This window comes from Micromonospora sp. 15K316 (assembly GCF_004348525.1).
In the GTDB taxonomy this organism is placed as follows: domain Bacteria; phylum Actinomycetota; class Actinomycetes; order Mycobacteriales; family Micromonosporaceae; genus Micromonospora.
Window position 1 is genome coordinate 1 of the sequence record NZ_SMKG01000064.1, and the last position, 21,378, is coordinate 21,378.

Below are 21,378 nucleotides of genomic sequence, written 5' to 3' on the forward strand. Positions count from 1 at the left end.
GGGGGCGGGGCGGGCCGGCGCCCGTCGACGTCGTGGGACGAGTTGCGCCGTTCCGACCGGCCGAGGTCGGCATCCCCGTTCGGGTGTTTCGCGCCCCTCGGGGTGAATGAATCGGAAACTGTCGGGGACGCCGAAAAGGCCGGCTCCCGACTCCGCGTAATCAATTCCTGACCATTGAGTTAGCACCCCTTCCTTTATGTGCGTTTGGTCACTCGCCGTAATACGGCCGCGCAGGACAGGCGTGTTTAATGGCGGCGGCCTGTGCCGTCCTGCGATTGGAGCGATCGATGCACAACCGGCCCGGGGATCGGCGCGAGCCCGCCCCTGATCACCGCCGCGGCCCCGGCCACCCCGGGGTGCAGGCCGGTGGGCGCGGACAGTGGGGGGACGGCGGCCACCCCACGGACGGCCGTCCCGGGCGGCAGGCCGATCGCCGCGGGCAGTGGGCGGACGACCGCTACCCGGGTGCCCCGGCCGAGGGGCACAGGCAGTGGCCGGACGGCGGCCACCACCCGGGGACGCAGGCCGGCCCTCCCGGACAGTGGCCACACGGCGGCCACCCCGGACCGCAACCCGGCCCCCGCGGACAGTGGCCGGACGGCGGCCACCGCGCGGACGGCAGTCCCGGGCGGCAGGCGGACCGCCGGGGGCAGTGGGTGGACGACCGCTACCCGGGCGGTGCGCAGGCCGGCGGACAGAGGCAGTGGCCCGACGGCGGGCACTCCGCAGCGCCGGCCGACCGGCGCGGACAGTGGCCGGACAGCCGCCGCCACGGGGCGCCCGCCGATCGTCGCGGACAGTGGCCGGACGGCGGTCACCCCGCAGTGCCGGCCGACCCGCGCGGGCAGTGGACGGACGGCGGCCGCCCCGGGACGCAGGCCGACGAGCGGACGGACGGCGGCATTCCGGAGCAGCGGACGGGCGGCCGGCGGCGGGGCGTGGACGCACCGGAGGAACCGAACCGCCGTGGCCACACTCGTCGCGGGGTGCTGGCTGCCGCGCTGGTGACGCTGGCCGGCGGCGGGTTGGTCGGCGGGGGCGCGATCTGGCGTCTCTCCGGTTCGGGCGACGGGTCCGGGTCGTCACCGGCCTCCGCCGCGTCGGCCGAGCCGACGCCCAGCCCGACGCCCGACTACCTCGGCCCGGCCCGAAAACGGGTCGAGGCGTATGTGCGGGCGACCAAGGGGCGCATCGCGGTGGCCGTCCAGGACCGGGTGACCGGGGTGAGCGTCACCGTCGGCACCCAGCGCTTCCAGACGGCCAGCATCATCAAGACCGACATCCTCGCCGCCGTGCTGTGGCACGCGCAGCAGGACGGGAGGAAGATCAGCAGCGCCGATCGCGAACGGGCCAAGAAGTCGATCACGTTGAGTGACAACGATGCGACCTCGGCGCTCTACGACCGGATCGACGGCAAGCCGGGGCTGACCGCGGCGAACCGCGCGTTCGGCATGAAGGAGACCGCGCCGAACGTGCGGTGGGGAATGACGCTCACCACCGCGGCCGACCAGATCCGCCTGCTCACCGCGCTCAGTGCCGACGACGGGCCGCTGACCGAGGCCGACCGCGCCTACCTCTTCGACCTGATGAGCAAGGTCCACGAGGAGCAGGACTGGGGGATCACCGCCGCCGCCGGGCCGGACACCACCGAGAGCTACGTCAAGAACGGCTGGGATCAGCTCGACGCCGAGAACGGCAAGTGGGAGATCAACAGCATCGGGCGGCTCGTCGAGCCGGAGCACGACTGGCTCATCGCCGTGCTCTCCAGCCAGCACACCAAGATGGAGACCGGAATCCGGATGGTGGAGAAGGTGGCCAAGTACGCCGTGGGTGAGCTGCGGAAGATTCCCCTGCCGTCCTGATCCGCAGTCGCGGCACATCCTGATCGTCGCGGTGGTCGCAGCCGGACGGCGCCAATTTTCTCCGGCATCCGGTAAATGGATCGGGGCGCTGATGCGTACACCAGGTGTGGAACGAGAACGGAAGGACTTCGCGGACTTCTACCAGCGCTCCCGGGACAGCTGCCTGCGCGCCGTACTCGCCGGAACGGGCGATCGCGCACTGGCCGAGGATCTGGTCGCTGAGGCGTTCGCGCGGGCCTGGGCCGCCTGGCAGAAGCTGAGCCGGCATCCGGCACCGGCGGCGTGGGTGGTGCGCACCGCCCTCAACCTCCGGGTGTCCTGGTGGCGGCGGCGCAGACGCGAGGTCGCCCTCGACGGCCACGACCGGGCGCAGCCCGCCGAGGACGATCTCGGCACGGACGACGCCCTGCTGACCGCCGTACGCCAGCTGCCCAAACGGCAGCGTGAGGTGGTCGTGCTGCGCATCTGGCTCGACCTGGACACCCAGGCCGTAGCCGACGTGCTGGGCATCTCCGCCCGAACCGTGGCCGTTCATCTTTCCCGTGCCACCGCAACCCTGCGGGCACAGATCGTGCTCGTGGCCAGCTAGGAGATCGGATGATGAACGAAGATGAGGTGCTGGACGCGGTGAAGCAGACCCTCTCCGACGTACGGATGGACCGCCCGGTCGAGGCGATCGAGCGGCGTGGCCGGGAGCGGCGGCGCAACCGCAGGCTCTTCGGCGTGGCCGCCGGTGGCGGCCTGGCGGCCGTGGCCGCGCTCGCGCTGGCCCTGCCGACGGCCGCCTCGCAGCCCGGCGCGACCCCGACCGACGCCGGCCCGGCCGCCGGCAGCAGTACGGCGGAGATGGAGCCGGCGGCGTTCACGCTGGCCCGGCAGGCGGACAGCACAGTGAAGCTGACCTTGAACTACAAGCAGCTGCTGGATCCCGCCGCCCTGAAGGGCGCGCTGGCCGACGCGGGTGTCCCCGCCGAGGTCAAGACCCACGCCATCTGCACGCCGGAGGGCAAGGAGCTGCCGCAGGCCGACCAGGTCTACCGGAACAAGCGGGTCGACTGGCCGGACGGGTCACCCAAGCAGTACGACGTGGTGATCGCGCCGGCGAACATGCCGAAGAACAGCCGGCTCTACTTCAGCGTCTTCTCCGTCCGGCCGGGCGAGGAGTACGCGAAGATCGCCAACTATCTGGTGTCGAACGACGACCCGATGCAGTGTCGCTCCGACAAGTGACTCCTGCCCGCGGCCGATGAACTGAACAGGGCGCGTCGACGCCGGTGAGTGGGCCCGCTCACCGGCGTCGGCCCGCCGGGCACACCCGATCGCGCGAGCGCAGGTTCAGGGCGCGGGCAGTTCGGGGCCGCGGTCGAGCACCGGGGCCAGCAGGTCGCCCGACTTCTCCACCCGCTTGAGCACCTCTTCCGTCGTGTACGGCTTCGACGCCGGCCGCTTCCCGGCCGCGCCCGCCTCGACCTCGTCCCAGGTCAGCGGAGTCGACACCGACGGCACCGGCTGAGCCCGCATCGAGTAGGGCGCGACGGTGGTCTTCGCCGCGTTGTTCTGGCTCCAGTCGATGAAAACCTTCCCGGGCCGCAGGTTCTTCGCCATCTTCGACACGACGATCTTCGGATGAGCCCGCTCCAGCTCCTGGGCGATCCGCTTCGCGTACGCCGACACGTCGTCGGACGACTGGGTGCCGGCGATCGGGCAGCAGAGCTGCATGCCCTTCTTCCCGGACGTCTTCGGGTAGCTGTCGATGCCGTCCTCAGCCAGCCGGTCGCGCATCGACAGGGCCACCTGGCAGCACTGTCTCAGCGCCGCCGGCGCCCCCGGGTCGAGGTCGACCACCATCATGTCCGGGTGCTCGCCAACCCTCCATTGTGGTGTGTGCAGCTCCAGCGCGGCGAGGTTGGCGAGCCAGACCAGGGTGGGCAGGTCGTCGGCGACCACGTAGTCGATCGTCTCCCGCCCCTTGCTCGACCCGGGCGCGGGCAGCGTCTCCGTACGCACCCAGCCGGGAGTGGCGGCCGGCGCGTTCTTCTCGAAGAACGAACCGCCCTCGACGCCGTTGGGGAAGCGGATGCGGGTCAACGCCCGGTCCCGCAGGTGCGGCAGGAGCACCGGGGCGATCCGGGTGTAGTAGTCGATCACCTCACCCTTGGTGAACCCGGCGGCCGGATAGAGCACCTTGTCCAGGTTGGAGAGCTCCAGCGCGCGCCCCTCGACGTCCACCCGGAACCGGTCAGCCGGCATCGTCGACCTCCTCGGCCGGCTTGTCCGGCCGGAGCCGGAGCACCCGCGGGAAGCGCAGCCGCCCGTCCGGGGTGCGCTGGCCGTACTTGACCTCCACCACGACCCGGGGTGTTACCCAGATCGCGCCGCGCGCATCCTCGCGGGGCACATCCCCGGCGAACGGGTTCTCCGCGGCGCGCAGCGGCTCCAGCTCGGCGAGGAGCTGCCGTTCCAGGGCGGCGCCGATCCCGCCGCCGACCCGTCCCCGGTAGGTGAGCCGGCCGTCCGGGCGCGGAACCCCGACGAGGAGGCCGCCGATCTTCCGCGCCCCCGGGCGCCAGCCGCCGACCACGAAGTCCCCGGTCACCTCCAGCTTGACCTTCACCCAGTCCGGCGAGCGCACCCCGGCCCGGTAGGTCGCGCCGAGCCGTTTGGCCATCACCCCCTCCAGGCCGTGCTCGCCGGCCGCCTCGTAGGTGGCGGGGCCGTCCGAGAAGACCGGCGGTACGGCCCAGCGGGCGCCGCCCAGGCCGAGGCCGTCCAGGGCCGCACGGCGGCGTTCGTACGGCCAGCCCGTCAGATCCTCACCGCCGTGGCGGAGCAGGTCGAAGATCATGTAGGTGACCGGCATGACCGCCGCCAGCCGGGCCGCCTTGTTCCGGTCCCGTACGTGCATCCGCTCCGCGAGCGCGGTGAACGAGGGCTGCCCCGTCTCGCCGAGCAGCACCACCTCACCGTCGAGCAGCGCGTCGTCCACCTGGTCGCCGAGCGTGGCCAGCTCCGGGTACGCCGCGGTGATCTCCACGCCGGAACGCGCGTAGAGGTGCTGCTCGTCGCCGGAGATGTCGGCGAGCGCGCGCACCCCGTCCCACTTGAACTCGTAGGCCCAACCGGCACCCACCGGGAGCTGCCCGGTCATCGCGAGCATCGGCTTCAGAGGCGCGCCGGGCACCTCCTGACTGTAGTTCGCGGCCGAAGTCCTCGCGCCCGCTTCGATCCTTTGCGATCCTGGGCTCTACCGGGGAGAGGAGCCGACATGCGGGCCATCTGGAAAGGAGCCGTCTCGTTCGGGCTGGTCTCGATCGCGGTGAGGCTCTACTCCGCCACGGAGGAGAAGGACATCCGCTTCCACCAGGTGCACCGGGAGGACGGCGGACGGATCAAGTACAAGCGCACCTGCTCGATCGACGGTGAGGAGGTCAGCTACGACGACATCGCCAAGGGGTACGACATCGGCGGCGGCGAGATGGTCATCCTCACCGACGAGGACTTCGCCGACCTGCCGCTGACCACGTCCCGGGCGATCGACGTGCTGGAGTTCGTCCCGGCCGAGCAGGTGGACCCGATCCTCTACAACAAGGCGTACTTCCTCGAGCCGGACGGCGCGGCCACCAAGCCGTACGTGCTGCTGCGGGACGCGCTGCTCGACTCGGAGCGGGTGGCCATCGTCAAGGTCGCGCTGCGTCAGCGGGAGCAGCTCGCCACGTTGCGGGTACGCGAGGGGGTGCTGCTGCTCAACACCATGCTCTGGCCGGACGAGGTACGCCGGCCCGACTTCGGTTTCCTGGACGAGGACCTCAAGGTCCGTCCCCCCGAGTTGGCGATGGCCAGCTCCCTGATCGACTCGATGACCGGCGACTTCGAGCCGGACGTGTTCACCGACGACTACCGGGCGGCGTTGCAGGAGGTCATCGACGCGAAGGTCGAGGGCCGGGAGGTGGTCCAGCCGGAGGAGGTCGAGGAGGCTCCCGCCGCGGCGGTGGACCTGATGGCCGCGCTGAAGGCCTCCGTGGAGCGGGCCCGCTCGGCGCGGGGCGAGCCGGCGGGCGGTCGGGGGGCCGGGGAGCCGACCCCGATCTCGGCGGCCCGCTCGGCACAGAAGAAGGCGGCGGAGAAGAAGGCCGCCAAGGCACCGGCGAAGAAGACCGCGGAGAAGAAGGCCGCGCCCAAGAAGACGGCGGCGAAGAAGGCCGCGCCGAAGAAGACGGCCGCGGCCGAGAAGAAGGCCGCCCCGAAGAAGGCCGCGGCCAAGAAGACCGGCCGCAAGACGGCCTGACCGGGCCCCTTCACGGCTCGGCGCGGGCCGCTCAGCGCTCGGTGCGGCCCAGCCTCCGCATCGGCGTGACCCGGATGATCACCCGCTGCTCGCCGGGCTGGCGGAACGGGTAGCTCTCCTGGCCGAGGTACTTCCTCGCCAGCCGGTCGAGGTGCTCTTCGGCGCCCTCCGTCACCAGCTCGGCCCTTCCCTTGACCCAGAGCGTGCGGAAGTCGTTCGCCCGGTCCGCCACCGAGATCGCCACCTCCGGGTTGCGTCGCAGGTTCTCGTACTTGGCCCGCCCTCTGATGGTGTTGATGAGGATGTGTTCACCGTCGGTGTCGACCCAGACGGGGGTGACGTGCGGGCTCCCGTCCTCCTCGATGGTGGCCACGTGTGCGAGCTGCGGCTCGGCCAGCAGGGCCAGGTCTTCGTCGGTGAGGATCGCCATGGTCGGAATCTACCGGCGGTCCCGCCGCCGAACCGGCCGTTCGGGCTTGCCTTGACGCCGACGGCGAGGTCTGGCGTGCAGCGCGACGCCAGCGGCCTGGCGGACTGGGCGGGGCGGTTTCGGGAGTGCCGGGGCAGGCACCGGAGGCCACCGGGCGGGTACCGTGTGCGTCGGCTGTCTCCCGGCACCGGTGCCGGCCACCCACCTCTTCCCAGGGAGTCGACGAGTGAGCGAGCGGACCCAGAACCGGTCGAAAACGGAGCGGCGGCTGGCCGCTCAGCTGGCCGCGCAGAAGGCGGCCGAGGCGAAGCGCCGCCGGCAGGCATGGCTCGGTGGCCTCGCCGCCCTCGCCGTGGTCGCGGTGCTGGTCACCGTCTTCGTGATCGTCGGCCAGGGCGGCGACGACGACGCCGCCCCGCAGGCCGACGCCTCCCCGTCCGCGACCGCCGCCGGCGGGCAGGCCCCGGCCAGTCCGGGCGCCCCGCAGCTGCCCGAGGGCGCGGACCCGGCGCTCAACACCGCGCCCAAGGTCACCGCCGGCAAGGGTGAGCTGACGAAGCTCGCCGTCACCCCGCTGATCAAGGGCACCGGCCCGGCGGTGAAGGCCGGCCAGACCATCACCACGAACTACGTGGGCGTGCTCTACAAGGACGGCAAGGAGTTCGACTCCTCGTGGAGCCGGGGCGAGCCGGCGAGCTTCCCGATCGGCGTCGGCCAGGTCATCCCGGGCTGGGACCAGGGGCTCGTCGGGGTCACCGTGGGCAGCCGGGTGCAGCTCGACATTCCCGCCGAGCTGGCGTACGGCAACGACGCCGCCAACGGGGTCTCCGGCCCGCTGCGCTTCGTGGTCGACATCCTCGCCGCCCAGTGATCGACCGGCGTACCGGTTCGTCCCGCTCCGTCACCTGATGGTGATGGAGTTGCCCACAGAGGGCTTCCAGCCCGTTACTCACCTCCAGTAGGTTCCGGGTCACCCTGGGCCGTCGCGGCCCGGGGTCGACCTCGGACGCGACGTGGAGGTGCACGTGACGACGCTGGACGGCCCCGGGCGGACCGCCCGACTCATGTGGCGGTACTACGAACCGGTGCACGCGGTGACGTACTTCCACCCGCGCGCCCGGGCCGCGTACGAGGCGGCCGGGCTGCGCGGGTACTGGCGGGGCTACTTCGCGGGCCGGGCCGCCCCGCTCGGCGCGGCCGACGCGGCCCCGGTGATCGCCGCCTTCTTCTCCTTCGCTCCGCCGATGGTGAGCCGGGCGTTGCCCGCCGTATGGCGGCTGGCGACCCCACAGGAGGCGTTGCGGGCCCGGCTCACCGGCGCGGTGCAGGCGCTGGCCGAGCTGACCTACGAGCTGCCCGAGACCCACCTGACCGAGGCCGCGGAGCTGCTGGAGGTGGCGGCCGGCGCGGTGGAGACCGGTGGCCGGGTGCTCGGCGCCGCCAACGCCGCCCTGCCCGCCGGCGAGTACCCGCTGGCCCGGCTCTGGCAGGCCGCGACGACGCTGCGGGAGCACCGGGGCGACGGGCACATCGCCGCCCTCGTCGCCGCCGACCTCGACCCGGTGGAGACGCTGGCCTGGCGGGTCGCGGTGGACATGCCCGCGCAGAACCTGCTCGGACGGGGCTGGACCGAGGAGCAGTGGCGGGCCGCCCGCGATCGGTTGGTCGAGCGGGGTTGGCTCACCCCGGACGGAGAGCCGACCGAGCGGGGCCACGCCGGTTTCCAGGCGGTCGAGGACGCCACCGACGCCGCGGCCTCCCGGCCCTGGCGGGCGCTCGGCGCGGACCGGGTCGACCGGCTGCGCGAGGTGCTGTACCCGGTCGCGCACGCCTGCCACTCGGTCCTGCCGCCGGACAACCCGATCGGGCTGCCGGCGTTGGCGGCCTGACCGCCCCCCCTTCTTACCCCTGCCGAGCTGGGCGCGCGGCTCCGGCCCGCCGGGCGGATCGCGCCGCCTCCGGCCCGCCGGGCGAGTCGGGCGGCCTCCCGGCGGATCGCACGGCCTCCGGCCCTTCGGCGGAAGCTCGGCAGCCGGGCTTGCCGGCGGACGGCGATCGGGCAGGATGGGGACGTGGTGGATGCGGTGATCTTCGACCTGGACGGCGTGATCGTGGACTCGGAGCCGGTCTGGGAGGAGGTCCGGCGGGCGTACGTGGCCACACACGGCGGCACCTGGCAGCCGGACAGCCAACGCCGGCTGATGGGGATGAGCACCGCCGAGTGGGCCGGTTACCTGAGCGGGGAACTGGGCGTCACCCGCACCGCGGAGCAGGTCGCCACCGAAGTGGTCGACGAGATGACCCGGCGCTACGCGGAGCGCGTACCGCTGATCGACGACGCCGACGAGGTGGTACGCCGGATCGCCGCGCGCTGGCCACTGGGGCTCGCGAGCTCCTCACCGACCCGGCTGATCGCCGCGACGCTCGCCGCGACGGGGCTGACCGACTCGTTCCGCACGACGCTCTCCACCGAGGAGACCGAGCGGGGCAAGCCGGCACCGGACGTCTACCTCGCCGTGGCGCGGCGGTTGGGCGTCGACCCGGCGCGCTGCGTCGCCGTGGAGGACTCGTCGAACGGGGTGCGTTCGGCGGCCGCCGCCGGGATGCGGGTGGTGGCGGTGCCGCACGGGTCGTACCCGCTGGACCCGGACGCGGCGCAGCTCGCCGCGGTGACGCTGCGGTCGGTCGATGAGCTGACACCCGAGGTGGTGGAGCGGCTGTCGTGAACCGCCGCCGCGGCACTGCCGACCACATACGGTCGGCATGAGGGCAGTGGTGCGGAAGGGACGAGAGGACGGCGATGAAGGCGATCGTGTACGAGCGCACCGGCGATCCGTCGGTGCTCCAACTGGTCGACCGGCCGGTGCCGGAGCCGGGGCCCGGTGAGGTCCTGGTGCGGCTGGCCGTCTCCGGGGTGAACCCGACCGACTGGAAGGCCCGCCGGACGGGGCCGTTGCCGGGCGGGTGGCAGATCCCCGGGCAGGACGGCGCGGGCGTGGTCGAGGCGGTCGGCGAGGGGGTGGACCAGCAGCTGATCGGCGAGCGGGTCTGGCTCTGGGAGGCCGCCTGGCGGCGACCGTGGGGCACCACCGCCGAGTACACAGTGGTGCCGGTCCGGCAGGCGGTGAGCCTGGGCTCCGCCTCGTTCGACCTGGGCGCGTGCCTCGGCATTCCGTTCCTCACCGCGCACCGGTGCCTGACCGTCGGCGAGTTCATGCCGCAGAAGCTGCACGCGGGCGCGCTCAGCGACCACACGGTGCTGGTGCAGGGCGGCGCGGGCGCGGTGGGCAACGCGGCGATCCAGCTCGCCCGCTGGGCCGACGCCTGCGTCATCGCGACGGTGAGCAGCCCGGAGAAGGCGCAACTCGCGGCGGCGGCCGGCGCCACCCATGTGATCAACTATCGCGAGCAGGACGTGGTCGAGGAGGTCCGCAAGATCGCCCCCGACGGGGTGCACACGATCGTCGAGGTCGCCCCCGCGACGAACGCGGCCACCGACGTGCAGGTGTTGCGCAGCGGCGGCGCGGTCTGCGTGTACGCCAACGACGGCGGCGACGAGGTCACCATCCCGATCCGCCCCTCGATGGCGCCGAACGCGCGCTGGCAGTTCGTGTTGGTCTACACCGAGCCGAAGGCGGCCAAGGCGCACGCGGTCCGCGACGTCTGCGCCGCCGTGGTGCAGGGCGCGATCCGGGTGGGCGAGGAGGCCGGGCTGCCGCTGCACCACCACCCGCTCGGCGCGGCTGCCGCCGCGCATCAGGCGGTGGAGAACTCGGTGGTCGGAAAGGTGCTGATCAGCACCAGCGAGCAGTGACGCCCCGCCACGCTCGGATTTCCCCGTCATCAGGACGTAGGCGAACAACTTTCGCAATAATGGCATTGCGGGTCGCCCCGCGTGGAACGGGCGGCCCCGGCGCGGTGCGAACGCCGGGGCCGCCCCTGGGGAGGAGAGTCTCTCCTCAGACAGGCGTCAGCCCGTGCGGAAACGTTACTGGGCACTCAACTCCCGTACGGTGAGTTCGCCCTCGGCGTACCGCGAACGGACGACCTTCTTGTCGAACTTGCCGACACTCGTCTTCGGCACCGCCTCGACGAACGCCCACCGCTCCGGCAGCTGCCAGCGCGCCACCGACGCGCCGAGGAACTCCCGCAGCTCCTCCGCGGTGACCGAGGCGCCCTCCCGGACCACCACCGTCGCCAACGGACGCTCGTCCCAGCGCTCGTCCGGCACCCCGACCACGCAGGCCTCCAGCACACTCGGGTGCGCCATCAGGGCGTTCTCCAACTCGACCGACGAGATCCACTCCCCGCCGGACTTGATGACGTCCTTCGCCCGGTCGGTGAGCGTGATGAAGCCGTCCGCCGAGAGCATCCCGACGTCGCCGGTGCGCAGCCAGCCGTCGCGGAACTTCTCCTCCTCCGGGGCGTCGTCGCCGACGTACCGCGCGGTCACCCACGGCCCGCGGACCTCCAGCTCACCCACGGACGTGCCGTCGGCGGGCATCTGCTCCCCGGACGGGCCGACGATGCGCGCCTGCACCCCGGCCGGGATCCGTCCCTGCGTGTAGCGGTAGCGCCAGGCCTCCTCCCCGGTCGCCCCGGCCGGCGGCCGGGAGACCGAGCCCAGGGGTGACATCTCGGTCATGCCCCAGGCGTGTACGACCTGGACGCCGTACCGCTCGGCGAAGGCGTGCATCAGCGCCGGGGGGCAGGCCGAGCCGCCGACGATCGCCTCCTTCAGCGAGGAGATGTCCACCTCGTGAGTGTCCAGATAGGCCAGCAGGTCGGTCCAGATCGTCGGCACCGCGCCCGCCAGGGTGGGCCGCTCGGCGGCGATCATCGCGGCGATCGGCTCGGCCTGGAGGAAGCGGTCCGGCATGATCAGCGACGCGCCGGAGAGGAACGCCGCGAACGGCAGCCCCCAGGACATCGCGTGGAACATGGGCACGATGGCCAGCTCCCGATCGGTCGGCCGGAGGCCGAACCCCTCCGGCATGCAGACCTGGAGCGTGTGCAGGTAGATCGAGCGGTGCGAGTACGCCACGCCCTTCGGGTTGCCCGTGGTTCCGGAGGTGTAGCAGAGCGCCGCCGCGTCCCGCTCGTCCACCTCGGGCCAGTCGTACGTGTCGGGACGCCCGGCGAGCAGGTCGTCCCAGCGGTGCACGGTGATCCGGTCGCCGGCCGCCTCGACGAGCGGCGCCGGATCGCCGCCGCCGACCACCACCACGTGGCGCACGGTGGTCATCGCTCCGATCGCCCGGGCCAGCAGCGGGATCAACGTGGTGTCGACCAGCAGCACCCGGTCCTCGGCGTGGTTGGCGATGTAGGCGACCTGGTCCGGGAAGAGGCGCAGGTTCAGCGTGTGCAGCACGGCGCCCATGCTCGGCACCGCGAAGTACGCGACCAGATGTTCGTTGTTGTTCCACATGAAGGTGGCGACGCGCTCGTCACCGGTCACACCGCACTCGGTGCGCAGCCCGTGGGCGAGCCGGGCGGCGGCCCGCCCGACCTCGGCGTACGTCATCCGGTTGGGCTCGGCGCCGGTCCACGTGACCACCTCGGCCGTGCCGTGCACGGTGGCGCCGTGGTCGAGGATCCGGGAGACCTGGAGGGGGGCGTCCATCATCGTGCTGCGCATGGGTGACAAATTAGTGTCGTCGGTCACATCTTGGGAACCCCGGAAAGCCGCCCGCACCGGGCCGCGACTCGTAGATTGTCCGGGTGAGCATCTCCTGGGCCGATTCTTACGTGGGGCAGCTGCGCGCCCTGGCCGGGGACCGGACGCTGATGTTCGTCGGGGCCCGCGCGGTGGTGCGGGACAACGCCGGGCGCGTGCTGCTGATCCGACGGTCCGACAACGGCCAGTGGGCGATGCCCGCCGGCGCGATGGAGCTCGGTGAGTCGATAGCCGACTGCGCGGTCCGCGAGGTGCGCGAGGAGACCGGGCTGCGCGCCCTGCGGGTGAGCGCGTTCGCCCTCTACACCGGCCCCGACCGTACGCACACCAACATGTACGGCCACACGTACCAGATCTTCACGACCGCGTTCCGGGTCGAGGAGTGGGACGGCAGCCTCTCCCGGGTGACCGACGAGACCACCGACGCCGCCTTCTTCCGCCGGGAGCAGTTCCCGGCGCCGCTCTCCGCCTCCGTCCTGGAGACCCTCGCCGACCTGGACGTCTTCGAGCAGACCAACCGCCTGATCCTCAAGTGACCGTGACGCCCCGGGCGCCCCGGCGCCCGGCCCGGTCGCGCCGGGGCGGGCCCGGGCCGAGGGTCAGATCATCGTCTGGGACTGCGCCTCCATCTCGGCGGCGGCCTGCTCCTTGGACTCCTTCGACAGCGGCTTGCCGCCGGCCGCCGGCGCCTTCCCGCCGAGTGGGTCGGCGCCGCCGGTGGCGCCCTCCGGGCCCGCGCCGCGTAGTTGCGCGTTCGGCATGGCCACCGTGACCAGCACGGCCACGATCGCGATCAGCCCGGCGGTCAGGAAGACCGGGTGCAGCGCGGCCACGAACGACTCCTGGATCGCGGCACGGACCGGGCCGGGCAGCGCCATGATGGTCGCCGGGTCGTTGATCGAGATGCTCGTCCCGCCGGCCGCCTCCGCGGCGGCGCGCTGGTCGGGGGGCAGCTGCGCGATCGCGCCGGGCAGTCGGCTGGCCAAGCCGGTGGCGAGCCCGGACGAGAGCACGGTGCCGAGGATGGCCACCCCGAACGAACCGCCGAGCGACCGGAAGAAGGTCGCCGAGGAGGTCCCCGCGCCCAGGTCCCGGACGGAGACCGCGTTCTGGACGGCGAGGATCAGCGACTGCATGCAGAGACCGAGCCCGACGCCGATCACCACCATGTAGAGGAAGGCCAGCCAGAGCGTGGTCGCCACGTGGAGCTGGGTGAAGAGCAGCATGCCGGCGACCAGCACCACCGAGCCGAGGACCGGGAACCACTTGTACCGCCCGATCCGGGTCATCGCCCGCCCGGTGAGGATCGAGGTGCCGATGATGCCGACCATCATCGGCAGCATCAGCAGACCGCTCGCGGTCGGCGAGGCGCCCTTGACGATCTGGAGGTAGAGCGGGATGAAGATGATGGACCCGAACATCACCAGGCCGATGACGAAGACGGCGGTGTTGGCCAGCGCGAACGTACGCAGCCGGAACAGCCGCAGCGGAAGGATCGGCTCGGCGACGCGGCGCTCCTGGAGCACGAAGAGCGCGCCGAGCACCGCCCCGGCCACGATCAGACCGATGATCACGCCCGAGCCCCAGGCGTACTCGTTGCCGCCCCAGCTCAGCGCCAGCAGCAGGGAGCTCACCCCGGCCACCAGCAGCGCCGCGCCGAGCCAGTCGACGCTGCGCTCCCGCTGCTCGAACGGGATCATCCGCATCACGTGGTAGCAGACCACGATGGCCACGAGGGCCAGCGGCACGTTGATGTAGAAGATCCACCGCCAGTTCGTCTCCGCGAAGTACCCGCCGACCAGCGGGCCGGCCACCGAGGCGATGCCGAAGACCGCGCCGAAGAGCCCCTGGTAGCGGCCGCGTTCCCGGGGCGAGAGCACGTCCGAGATCACGGTGAAGGCGAGTGTGATCAGGCCACCGGCGCCCAGTCCCTGCACACCCCGGGTGAGGATCAGCTGGGTCATGTTCTGCGACAGCCCGGCCAGCAGCGAACCGACCAGGAACGCGCCGATCGCGAAGAGGAAGACCGGACGGCGACCGTAGAGGTCGGAGATCTTGCCGTACAGCGGGGTCGACGCGGTCGAGGCGAGCAGGTACGCGGTGACCACCCACGAGTAGTGGTTGATACCGCCCAGCTCGCCGACGATCGTCGGCAGGGCCGTACCGACGATGGTCTGGTCGAGCGCCGCCAGCAGCATGCCGGTCATCAGGCCGACCATGAGCAGGCGGATCTGCCGACGATTCAGCACGACTGCGGCTTGCGCTTCGCTTGTCACCCGCCCTTCTTTCCCGGCAGGCGAGGAACATGCCCCGACCGGGAGATCTCGCCGTATCGATCATGAGGTTGCCGGCGCCCTCGACCGTCGAGAACGCCGCCAACCCGAGCTAGTGGCGGCCCTCGGCGAACTCTTCGACGATCTTCGCGCAGAAGGCGGGGAGGTCGTCGGGCCGGCGGCTGCTGACCAGGCCGTTGTCGGTCACGCACTCCTCGTCGACCCAGTCCGCGCCGGCGTTGGTGAGATCCGTACGCAGGCTCGGCCAGGAGGTGATCCGACGGCCCCGCACCACATCCGCCTCGATCAGCGTCCACGGCCCGTGGCAGATCACCCCGACCGGCTTGCCCGCGTCGAAGAACGCGCGCACGAAGCGGACCGCGTCGGAGTCGGTACGCAGGAAGTCCGGATTCGCCACCCCGCCCCGGCAGCACGAGCGCGTCGTAGCTGCCCGCGTCCGCGTCGGCCGCGGTGACGTCCACGTCGTAGGTCTTCGAATGGTCGAGGTGGTTGAAGGACTGGATCGAGCCCGGCTTCACCGAGACCAGCTCGGCGGTCGCGCCGGCGTTCTCCACCGCTTCGCGGGGCTGCACGTACTCGACCTCCTCCACCCCGTCGGCGGCGAGGAAGGCGATCCGCTTGCCCTGAAGTGTCGTCGCTGGCATCTGCTCACATCTCCTCTTCGAGGGGGTACGGGTGGTTCGTTCCCGGGACGCACGGTACGAAAACCCCAGCCCTCGTGACCGCCGCCACGGTGAGCAGCTCGAAGACGACCGGGTTTGACCCATCGGGCCGGGGGGATCCGCAACGACATGGCAGAAGGAGCAGCGGAACAGCGGCGGCTCGCCAGCGTGGTGGAGAGCTGGCAGGGACGCCCGGTTTTGGTGATCGGTGACGCCATGCTCGACGAGTGGCGGTTCGCGGAGTCCGACCGGCTCTGCCGGGAGGCTCCCGCGCCGGTGCTCACCCTGCGCCGCCGGATCTCCGCGGCGGGCGGAGCGGCGAACACCGCCGTCAACATCGCCGCGCTCGGCGGCCGCGCGCTGCTGGTCGCCCCGGTCGGCGCCGACGTGGCCGGCGACGAACTGCACGACTGCCTGGACCGGGCCGGAGTCTGGGACCGTACGGTCAACCAGCCGGGCCGGCCCACCCCGTTGAAGCGGCGGATGCTGGCCGGCAACCAGATCCTGCTCCGCGAGGACTCCGGCGAGCCGGACGACCCGCTGGACCCGGACGGGGTGCAGCGGCTGCTCACCGCCCTGGACTGCGCCACCGAGGAGCTGCGCGCCGTCGCCGGCGGGGAAGCCCCCACCATGGTGGTCTGCGACTACGGGCTCGGCGCGCTGCCCGCGCCGGTACGTGCCTGGCTGGTCGCCAACCGGGAGCGCTACGCCACCGTGGCGCTGGACGCGCACGACCTCGCCGACTGGCGAGGTCTCGCCCCGACCGTCGTGACCCCGAGCTTCGCCGAGGCGACCCGCCTGCTGGCCCGGGCGGCCCGGCGGAGCGCCGGCACCGAGCTGCACCTCGACCACCCGGACGGCGATCCGGCCGACGGCCCGTCCGAGCTGACCGTCGGCGCCGCGCCGGGCGACCGTACGACCCGGGCGGAGGACTCCCCGGCGGCCCGGACGAGCACCGGCCCGTCCGGCCCCGACCCGGCGGGCACCGGCCCCACCGGCGAGCCCACCCCCGGTGAAGGTCGGGTGGCGATGACCGGCGACGGGCTCAGCGTGACGGCCACCGGCGTCACCGTGAACACGGCCGCCGGCGACGGCGTCGACCGCGCCGTGCTGGCCGAGTCGCGCCTGGCCGAGCTGCACGCGCACACCGGCGCGGACGTGGTCGCGGTGACCCTGGACACCGAGGGCGCGGTGGTCGGCGCGGCCGACGGCGAGCGGCGACGCAGCCACAGCACCCCCGTCCCGGCCAGCCACGCGGTCGGCGCCGGGGACGCCTACCTGGCCGCGATGACCCTGGCCCTGGCGGCCGGCGCGCCGCTCTCGACCGCCGCCCAGCTCGCCCAGCTCACCGCCACCATCACCGTCTCGGACACCGGGACCTGCGTCTGCCGCCGCGAGGACCTGCTCGCCGCGCTCGACCAGCCGGTACGCGACTCCGCGCACCCGGTGGTGGTCGACGGGGGCGAGCTGACGGCCATCGTGGACGCGCAACGCGACGCCGGCCGGTCCGTGGTCTTCACCAACGGCTGCTTCGACGTGCTGCACCGGGGTCACGTCCGCTACCTGGAACAGGCCCGCGCCCTCGGTGACCTGCTGATCGTGGCGGTGAACTCCGACGAGAGCGTGCGGCGGCTCAAGGGGCCGGACCGCCCGGTGAACCCGGTCGAGGACCGCGCCGCGCTGCTCGCCGCCCTCTCCTGTGTCGACCACGTGGTGGTCTTCGAGGAGGACTCGCCGGCCGCCCTGATCGAGGTGGTCCGCCCGGACGTGTACGTCAAGGGCGGCGACTACCCGCCGGAGATGGTGCCGGAGGCGCCACTGGTCCGCCGGCTGGGCGGGCAGGTCCGCACCCTCGGCTACGTACCGGACCGCTCCACCTCGCGGATCATCGAACGGATCCGTACGCACGGCCAGGAGCGGGAGACCGGCCCGTCGATGTCCAGCAAGCCGTCGTGAACCGGCCGCTCGATCCGGGCACTCCGGAGCAGTTCCGCGCCGACCGGTTGGTCGACGTGCTGATCCCGACCCGCAACCGCCCCGCCGAGCTGGCGGTCACCCTCTCCGGGCTGGCCGCCCAGGAGGGGGTGCCCGGGTTCGGGGTGGTGGTGAGCGACCAGTCCGACGGGGAGCCGGCGTACGCCCATCCGGCGACCGCGACCATGGTCCGGGCGCTTCGTCACCGGGGTCACCCGGTGCTGCTCACCCGCCGGCTGCCGCGCCGTGGGCTGGCCGAGCACCGGGCGTACCTGCTCGCCGCCTCGACGGCCCGGTACGTGCTCTGCCTCGACGACGACGTCTGGCTGGAACCGGGGACGCTGCGCCGGCTGGTGACCGTGCTGACCGAGCTCGGCTGCGGGTTCGTGGGCAACGCCGTGCACGGTCTCTCCTACCTGGACGACGTACGGCCGGAGACGCACCGGCACTACCAGGAGTGGGGCGGCAGGCCGGTGCCGGAGCGGATCCGTCCGGGCACGCCGGAGTGGGACCGGGCGCGGATCCACTCGGCGGCGAACCTGCTGCACGTCACGGAGGAGCTGGCCCTGCCGCCCGGGGCGTGGCGCGCCTACAAGGTCTCCTGGATCGGCGGGTGCGTCCTGTACGACCGGGCGAAGCTGGTCGACTCGGGCGGCTTCGACTTCTGGCGGCGGGTGCAGGAGAAGCACCAGGGCGAGGACGTCGCCGCCCAGCTCGCCGTGCTGGCGCGGCACGGGGGCGCGGGGGTGCTGCCCAGCGGGGCGTACCACCTGGAGTCGCCGACCACCGTCACCGAACGGGACGTCGAGGCGTGGGAGGTCGTCCTCGCCGAGGAGGACGCCACGCAGCCGGCCTGAACCGCACGTCTCAGTGGTCGAGCAGCTCGTGGGCGGCCTCGAGCACCTCGGCCACCGGCACGTCGGTCACGAACGAGTCCCGGTGCGGGCACCCGTCGTCGCCGGGGCGGTGCGGGTAGATGTCGGTCGTGCAGTCCATGCCGCAGACCGGGCAGCGCACCGTCCAGGAGATGATCGGCCGGTGCCGGCCGCGCAGCGGCGTCGCGGTGTTGATCAGGTTGCCGACCCAGAAGATGCCGACGGTCGGGGTGCCGACCGCGGCGGCCAGGTGCAGTGGCCCGGTGTCGTTCGAGACGACCAGCGCGCACTCCGCGTAGCAGCCGGCCAGCCCGCCGAGGCTGAGTGTGCCGACCTGCGGCCGGACCGGCGCCCCGGCCGCCGTGACCACCCGATCCACCACCTCCCGCTCCGCCGGTGTGCCGGTGACCAGCACCTCGTACCCCGCGCCGACCAGGTCCCGAGCCACCTCGGCGAAGCGTTCGGCAGGCCAGCGTCGCCGGGTGTCGGTCGCGCCCGGGTGCAGCGCCACCCGGGGTTGCCCGGCCGGGCCGAGCACCGCGGCGGCCTCGTCCCGGTCCGCCTCGGTGACCGCGAGCGTCGGCACGATCGTCGTCGCGGGCGCGCCGACGAGCGCCGCCACCTCCAGGTAACGGATCACCTCGTGCTGGTAGTAGACGTACCGGATCCAGCGGTCCAGCGGCGGCGCGGTCTCGGTGCGCAGCCCGGCCGTCACCCGAGCCCCGAGCGCGCTGATCAGCGGGTTGGAGTTCGCCCCACCGCCGTGCAGCTGCAACGCCAGGTCGAAGCGTTCCGCGCGGGCGGCCGCGAGGAATTCGTCAGTCGTCGCCGGCTCCTCGTCCGGCTCGGGCCGGCGGATGCCGTCCGCGGGCGGCACCACCAGCACCCGGTCCACCGGGCCCGGCCGGTCGCGCCAGAGCTTCACGTGCCACGGCGCGCCGAGCAGCACGATCTCCGCCTCCGGGTAGGCGGCCCGCAGCGCGTCCAGCGCCGGCAGTACGAAGATGAAGTCGCCGAGCGCGTTCGCGCGCAGCACGGCGATCCGTTCGACCTCGGGTACACGCTCGGCGACCGGGCCGAGCAGGGACGGGGCGACCACGCGGATCGCTACGGCCGGTCGATCTCGCCGGCGGCGGTGTCCGGGCGGTGCAGCTCCCGGTCCGCGGCGGGATCGCCCGGCGCCGGGGTACGGCTGCCGAGCGGGCCGGTACGCGGCCCGGCCCGGCCGACGGTGATGGTGCGCGGTGCGGGTCGAGCGGATCGCGGCAGGTGGACCCGGAGCAGCCCGTGATCCATCACCGCGTCGATGGTGTCCGGGTCGACGCGGCTCGGCAGCTCCACGCGGTACTCGAAGCCGCGGGTCTCGAAGCCGCCGGGAATGCCCTGCTCGGCGTTGACCTCCGCCTCGGAGCGCGCCCGTACGCACAGGTCGCGATCGTCCAGCTCGACGGCCACCTCCTCCGGCGCCACCCCGGGCAGCCGGACGATGACCTCCCAGCCGTCGGGCACCTCGGTCAGCTCCACCTCCGGCGGACCGGACCGGCCGCTGACCAACCGGCGCAGCTCGGCGCGGAGCGACTGGAGCTCACCCATCGGGTCCCAGCCCTGCTGCCGGCCGCGCCAGCGGCCCAGCCCGCCACCCTGGTCGCTCATGCCGTGCTCTCCCTCCGGTCGACCCGTGCCGGGGTCACCCCTCGGATCCGCGCGTCGCGTGACGCGGTACCCGGGGCCGCAGGCGGCAAACCTCGGGCCGTGCGGCCGTACGCTGTCCGGCACGGGCCGCAGCGTGGCGGCTCCACCCACTCGGCCCCGGGAGGACATGTGACGGTGGAGATCACGTCGGCGGAGGAGCTACGCGAGCTGCTCGGCGAGCCGACCGCGCAGGCGGCCGGGAAGGAGCGTGTCCGGCTGCACGATCTGGACCGGCAGTGGCTGGCCGCGTCCTCGTTCTGTCTGGTTGCGACGGCCGGCGCGGACGGCAGCTGCGACGTCTCGCCGAAAGGTGACCCGCCGGGCTTCGCGCTGGTGCTCGACGACACGACGATCGCGCTGCCGGAGCGGCCGGGCAACCGGCGGGCGGACGGTTACCGCAACATCCTGGAGAACCCCCACGTCGGGCTGCTCTTCATGATCCCGGGGCGCACCGACACGCTGCGGATCAACGGGCGCGCCCGGCTGGTCCGGGACGCGCCCTGGTTCGAGGAGATGACCGTCAAGGGTCACCGCCCCGCTCTCGCCGTGCTGGTGGAGATCGAGCAGATCTTCTACCACTGCCCGAAGGCGTTCCACCGTTCGCAGCTCTGGAAGCCGGAGACGTGGCAGCCGGAGGCGCTGCCCTCGCGGGCCCGCCTGGTGAAGGAGCTGGAGGCGCCGGAGAAGGACCTCGCGGAGCTGGAGCGCCACTACGGCCCGGACTACGTGCGGAAGCTCTACGCCTGACCTTGTGCCGCGGTCCGCGGTGATGCCGCGCACGCTCTTGCTAAAGACATCTTTAGAAAGATAGCTTTAGCGTATGTCGCTGTCCCGGACGAAGCTGACCGACCCGAAGGCCCTGCGGGGGTACGCGCACCCGCTGCGGATGGCCCTGCTCGGGCTGCTCCGCGCCCACGGCCCGATGACCGCCACCCAGGCCGCCGAGCAGCTCGGCGAGAGCGTGCCCAGCTGCTCGTTCCACCTCCGCCAGCTCGCCAAGTACGGCCTCGCCGAGCGGGCACCGGGAGCGGATGCCCGGGAACGCCCCTGGCGGGCCACGGCGTTCGCCACCTCCTGGGACGACGACTCCGACGATCCGCAGGTACGTGCCGCCACCGACGAGTTGAACGCGGCCCAACTCGCGCTCTACACCCGCCGCGCCGAGGAGTTCCTCGCCCGACGGGCCGACGAATCCGCAGCCTGGCGAGCCGTCACCGGCTTCAGCGACCAGTCGCTCTACCTGACCGCCGACGAGCTGGCCGAGCTGCAGCGCCGGCTCGACGCGGTGCTCGCCGAGTACGACGAGCGGATCCTCGACCCGTCCCGGCGGCCGGCCGGGGCGCGCCGGCTCAGCCTGATCCAGCTCGCGGTGCTCTCGCCCTCGCCGACCGACGGCGCGCTGACCACCGCGGCGGAGCCCTCCGCGGACGCGCCCGAGGCGCCGGACGGTGCCCGGTGAACGGCGACCCGCCCGCCGCCCCGGGCGGTGTGCCGACCCTTGCCACGACCACCGGCGGCCCGTCCGGCACCGCGCCAAGCAGCGGCCCCACCGACACCGCGCCGAACGGCAGCCCGACCGGGGCCCGGGTGATCGGCGGCCCGACCGGCAGCGGCGCCGACGGCCCGA

20 protein-coding genes and 1 pseudogene are annotated in these 21,378 nt (G+C 72.9%); 13 read left to right on the plus strand and 8 right to left on the minus strand.

The features are described 5' to 3' along the window. Positions 1-824: 824 nt before the first annotated feature. From E1211_RS14895 to E1211_RS14905, 3 genes are all read left to right on the plus strand, one after another. Positions 825-1,862, plus strand: a complete 1,038-nt coding sequence (locus E1211_RS14895; protein ID WP_207915370.1) for a serine hydrolase — start codon at positions 825-827, stop codon at positions 1,860-1,862. Positions 1,863-1,953: 91 nt separating this feature from the next. Beyond that, positions 1,954-2,451: a sigma-70 family RNA polymerase sigma factor gene (locus E1211_RS14900; RefSeq protein WP_132349428.1), complete on the plus strand. Its 498-nt coding sequence runs from the start codon at positions 1,954-1,956 to the stop codon at positions 2,449-2,451. A gap of 8 nt (positions 2,452-2,459) precedes the next feature. After that, entirely contained in the window at positions 2,460-3,092 is a 633-nt protein-coding gene (locus tag E1211_RS14905) for a hypothetical protein (RefSeq protein ID WP_132349430.1), read from the plus strand. Between the two features lie 105 nt (positions 3,093-3,197). Here E1211_RS14905 and ligD (E1211_RS14910) read toward each other — a convergent pair whose 3' ends face one another. Next, the gene (gene ligD / locus E1211_RS14910; RefSeq protein ID WP_132349432.1) at positions 3,198-4,112 is read right to left on the minus strand and encodes a non-homologous end-joining DNA ligase; all 915 of its coding nucleotides are present in this window, start codon (positions 4,110-4,112) and stop codon (positions 3,198-3,200) included. Continuing rightward, on the minus strand, positions 4,102-5,043 hold the full coding sequence (gene ligD / locus E1211_RS14915) for a non-homologous end-joining DNA ligase (RefSeq protein ID WP_132349433.1): 942 nt from the start codon (positions 5,041-5,043) through the stop codon (positions 4,102-4,104). The genes ligD (E1211_RS14910) and ligD (E1211_RS14915) overlap by 11 nt, the downstream gene beginning before the upstream one ends. A gap of 84 nt (positions 5,044-5,127) precedes the next feature. Here ligD (E1211_RS14915) and E1211_RS14920 point away from each other — a divergent pair, with 84 nt between their 5' ends. Next, positions 5,128-6,147: a Ku protein gene (locus tag E1211_RS14920; protein WP_132349434.1), complete on the plus strand. Its 1,020-nt coding sequence runs from the start codon at positions 5,128-5,130 to the stop codon at positions 6,145-6,147. A 31-nt stretch (positions 6,148-6,178) separates the two neighbouring features. On the opposite strand, the gene E1211_RS14925 is transcribed toward E1211_RS14920, so the two are convergent. After that, entirely contained in the window at positions 6,179-6,577 is a 399-nt protein-coding gene (locus E1211_RS14925; protein ID WP_132349435.1) for a PPOX class F420-dependent oxidoreductase, read from the minus strand. A 190-nt stretch (positions 6,578-6,767) separates the two neighbouring features. Here E1211_RS14925 and E1211_RS14930 point away from each other — a divergent pair, with 190 nt between their 5' ends. The 4 genes from E1211_RS14930 to E1211_RS14945 all read left to right on the plus strand — a co-directional run bounded on the left by E1211_RS14930 (position 6,768) and on the right by E1211_RS14945 (position 10,391). Next, positions 6,768-7,448, plus strand: coding sequence for an FKBP-type peptidyl-prolyl cis-trans isomerase (locus E1211_RS14930; protein WP_132349438.1), 681 nt, complete (start codon positions 6,768-6,770; stop codon positions 7,446-7,448). 193 nt (positions 7,449-7,641) lie between these two features. Further along, entirely contained in the window at positions 7,642-8,466 is an 825-nt protein-coding gene (locus E1211_RS14935; protein WP_132349466.1) for a hypothetical protein, read from the plus strand. 183 nt (positions 8,467-8,649) lie between these two features. After that, the gene (locus tag E1211_RS14940) at positions 8,650-9,303 is read left to right on the plus strand and encodes an HAD family phosphatase (protein ID WP_132349440.1); all 654 of its coding nucleotides are present in this window, start codon (positions 8,650-8,652) and stop codon (positions 9,301-9,303) included. A 74-nt stretch (positions 9,304-9,377) separates the two neighbouring features. Further along, entirely contained in the window at positions 9,378-10,391 is a 1,014-nt protein-coding gene (locus E1211_RS14945; RefSeq protein ID WP_132349442.1) for an NADPH:quinone reductase, read from the plus strand. Between the two features lie 174 nt (positions 10,392-10,565). On the opposite strand, the gene E1211_RS14950 is transcribed toward E1211_RS14945, so the two are convergent. Further along, on the minus strand, positions 10,566-12,200 hold the full coding sequence (locus E1211_RS14950; RefSeq protein ID WP_207915371.1) for a fatty acid--CoA ligase: 1,635 nt from the start codon (positions 12,198-12,200) through the stop codon (positions 10,566-10,568). 98 nt (positions 12,201-12,298) lie between these two features. Here E1211_RS14950 and E1211_RS14955 point away from each other — a divergent pair, with 98 nt between their 5' ends. Next, positions 12,299-12,790, plus strand: coding sequence for an NUDIX domain-containing protein (locus tag E1211_RS14955; protein WP_132349446.1), 492 nt, complete (start codon positions 12,299-12,301; stop codon positions 12,788-12,790). 63 nt (positions 12,791-12,853) lie between these two features. Here E1211_RS14955 and E1211_RS14960 read toward each other — a convergent pair whose 3' ends face one another. Beyond that, positions 12,854-14,530, minus strand: coding sequence for an MDR family MFS transporter (locus E1211_RS14960; protein WP_243709537.1), 1,677 nt, complete (start codon positions 14,528-14,530; stop codon positions 12,854-12,856). A 109-nt stretch (positions 14,531-14,639) separates the two neighbouring features. Further along, positions 14,640-15,192, minus strand: a pseudogene (locus E1211_RS14965) (type 1 glutamine amidotransferase domain-containing protein). Positions 15,193-15,339: 147 nt separating this feature from the next. Here E1211_RS14965 and rfaE2 point away from each other — a divergent pair. Together rfaE2 and E1211_RS14975 are read left to right on the plus strand one after the other, a co-directional pair. After that, a complete protein-coding gene (gene rfaE2, locus E1211_RS14970; RefSeq protein ID WP_132349448.1) occupies positions 15,340-17,166 on the plus strand; it encodes a D-glycero-beta-D-manno-heptose 1-phosphate adenylyltransferase in 1,827 nt (608 codons plus the stop codon). Continuing rightward, complete coding sequence (locus tag E1211_RS14975; RefSeq protein ID WP_132349450.1) at positions 17,163-18,041, plus strand: glycosyltransferase family 2 protein; 879 nt, start codon at positions 17,163-17,165, stop codon at positions 18,039-18,041. Before rfaE2 ends, E1211_RS14975 begins: the two co-directional genes overlap by 4 nt. Positions 18,042-18,051: 10 nt before the next feature. On the opposite strand, the gene E1211_RS14980 is transcribed toward E1211_RS14975, so the two are convergent. Both E1211_RS14980 and E1211_RS14985 read right to left on the minus strand, forming a co-directional pair. Continuing rightward, positions 18,052-19,158 (minus strand): glycosyltransferase family 9 protein, encoded by a 1,107-nt coding sequence (locus E1211_RS14980; protein WP_132349452.1) that lies wholly within the window; start codon positions 19,156-19,158, stop codon positions 18,052-18,054. Between the two features lie 8 nt (positions 19,159-19,166). Further along, positions 19,167-19,712, minus strand: coding sequence for an Hsp20/alpha crystallin family protein (locus tag E1211_RS14985; RefSeq protein WP_132349454.1), 546 nt, complete (start codon positions 19,710-19,712; stop codon positions 19,167-19,169). A gap of 168 nt (positions 19,713-19,880) precedes the next feature. On the opposite strand from E1211_RS14985, the gene E1211_RS14990 reads away from it, so the two are divergent. Together E1211_RS14990 and E1211_RS14995 are read left to right on the plus strand one after the other, a co-directional pair. Then, positions 19,881-20,498: a pyridoxamine 5'-phosphate oxidase family protein gene (locus tag E1211_RS14990; RefSeq protein WP_132349456.1), complete on the plus strand. Its 618-nt coding sequence runs from the start codon at positions 19,881-19,883 to the stop codon at positions 20,496-20,498. A gap of 73 nt (positions 20,499-20,571) precedes the next feature. Next, on the plus strand, positions 20,572-21,210 hold the full coding sequence (locus tag E1211_RS14995; RefSeq protein WP_132349458.1) for a helix-turn-helix domain-containing protein: 639 nt from the start codon (positions 20,572-20,574) through the stop codon (positions 21,208-21,210). Positions 21,211-21,378: the final 168 nt, after the last annotated feature.

What these genes read in the sequence shown, in the direction of transcription:
- E1211_RS14900 (WP_132349428.1), top strand. Translation starts at nt 1,954, where the DNA reads ATGCGTACACCAGGTGTGGAACGAGAACGGAAGGACTTCGCGGACTTC.
- E1211_RS14905 (WP_132349430.1), top strand. Translation starts at nt 2,460, where the DNA reads ATGATGAACGAAGATGAGGTGCTGGACGCGGTGAAGCAGACCCTCTCC.
- ligD (WP_132349432.1), bottom strand. Translation starts at nt 4,112, where the DNA reads ATGCCGGCTGACCGGTTCCGGGTGGACGTCGAGGGGCGCGCGCTGGAG.
- E1211_RS14920 (WP_132349434.1), top strand. Translation starts at nt 5,128, where the DNA reads ATGCGGGCCATCTGGAAAGGAGCCGTCTCGTTCGGGCTGGTCTCGATC.
- E1211_RS14925 (WP_132349435.1), bottom strand. Translation starts at nt 6,577, where the DNA reads ATGGCGATCCTCACCGACGAAGACCTGGCCCTGCTGGCCGAGCCGCAG.
- E1211_RS14935 (WP_132349466.1), top strand. Translation starts at nt 7,642, where the DNA reads ATGTGGCGGTACTACGAACCGGTGCACGCGGTGACGTACTTCCACCCG.
- E1211_RS14945 (WP_132349442.1), top strand. Translation starts at nt 9,378, where the DNA reads ATGAAGGCGATCGTGTACGAGCGCACCGGCGATCCGTCGGTGCTCCAA.
- E1211_RS14950 (WP_207915371.1), bottom strand. Translation starts at nt 12,200, where the DNA reads ATGGACGCCCCCCTCCAGGTCTCCCGGATCCTCGACCACGGCGCCACC.
- rfaE2 (WP_132349448.1), top strand. Translation starts at nt 15,340, where the DNA reads ATGGCAGAAGGAGCAGCGGAACAGCGGCGGCTCGCCAGCGTGGTGGAG.
- E1211_RS14985 (WP_132349454.1), bottom strand. Translation starts at nt 19,712, where the DNA reads ATGAGCGACCAGGGTGGCGGGCTGGGCCGCTGGCGCGGCCGGCAGCAG.
- E1211_RS14995 (WP_132349458.1), top strand. Translation starts at nt 20,572, where the DNA reads ATGTCGCTGTCCCGGACGAAGCTGACCGACCCGAAGGCCCTGCGGGGG.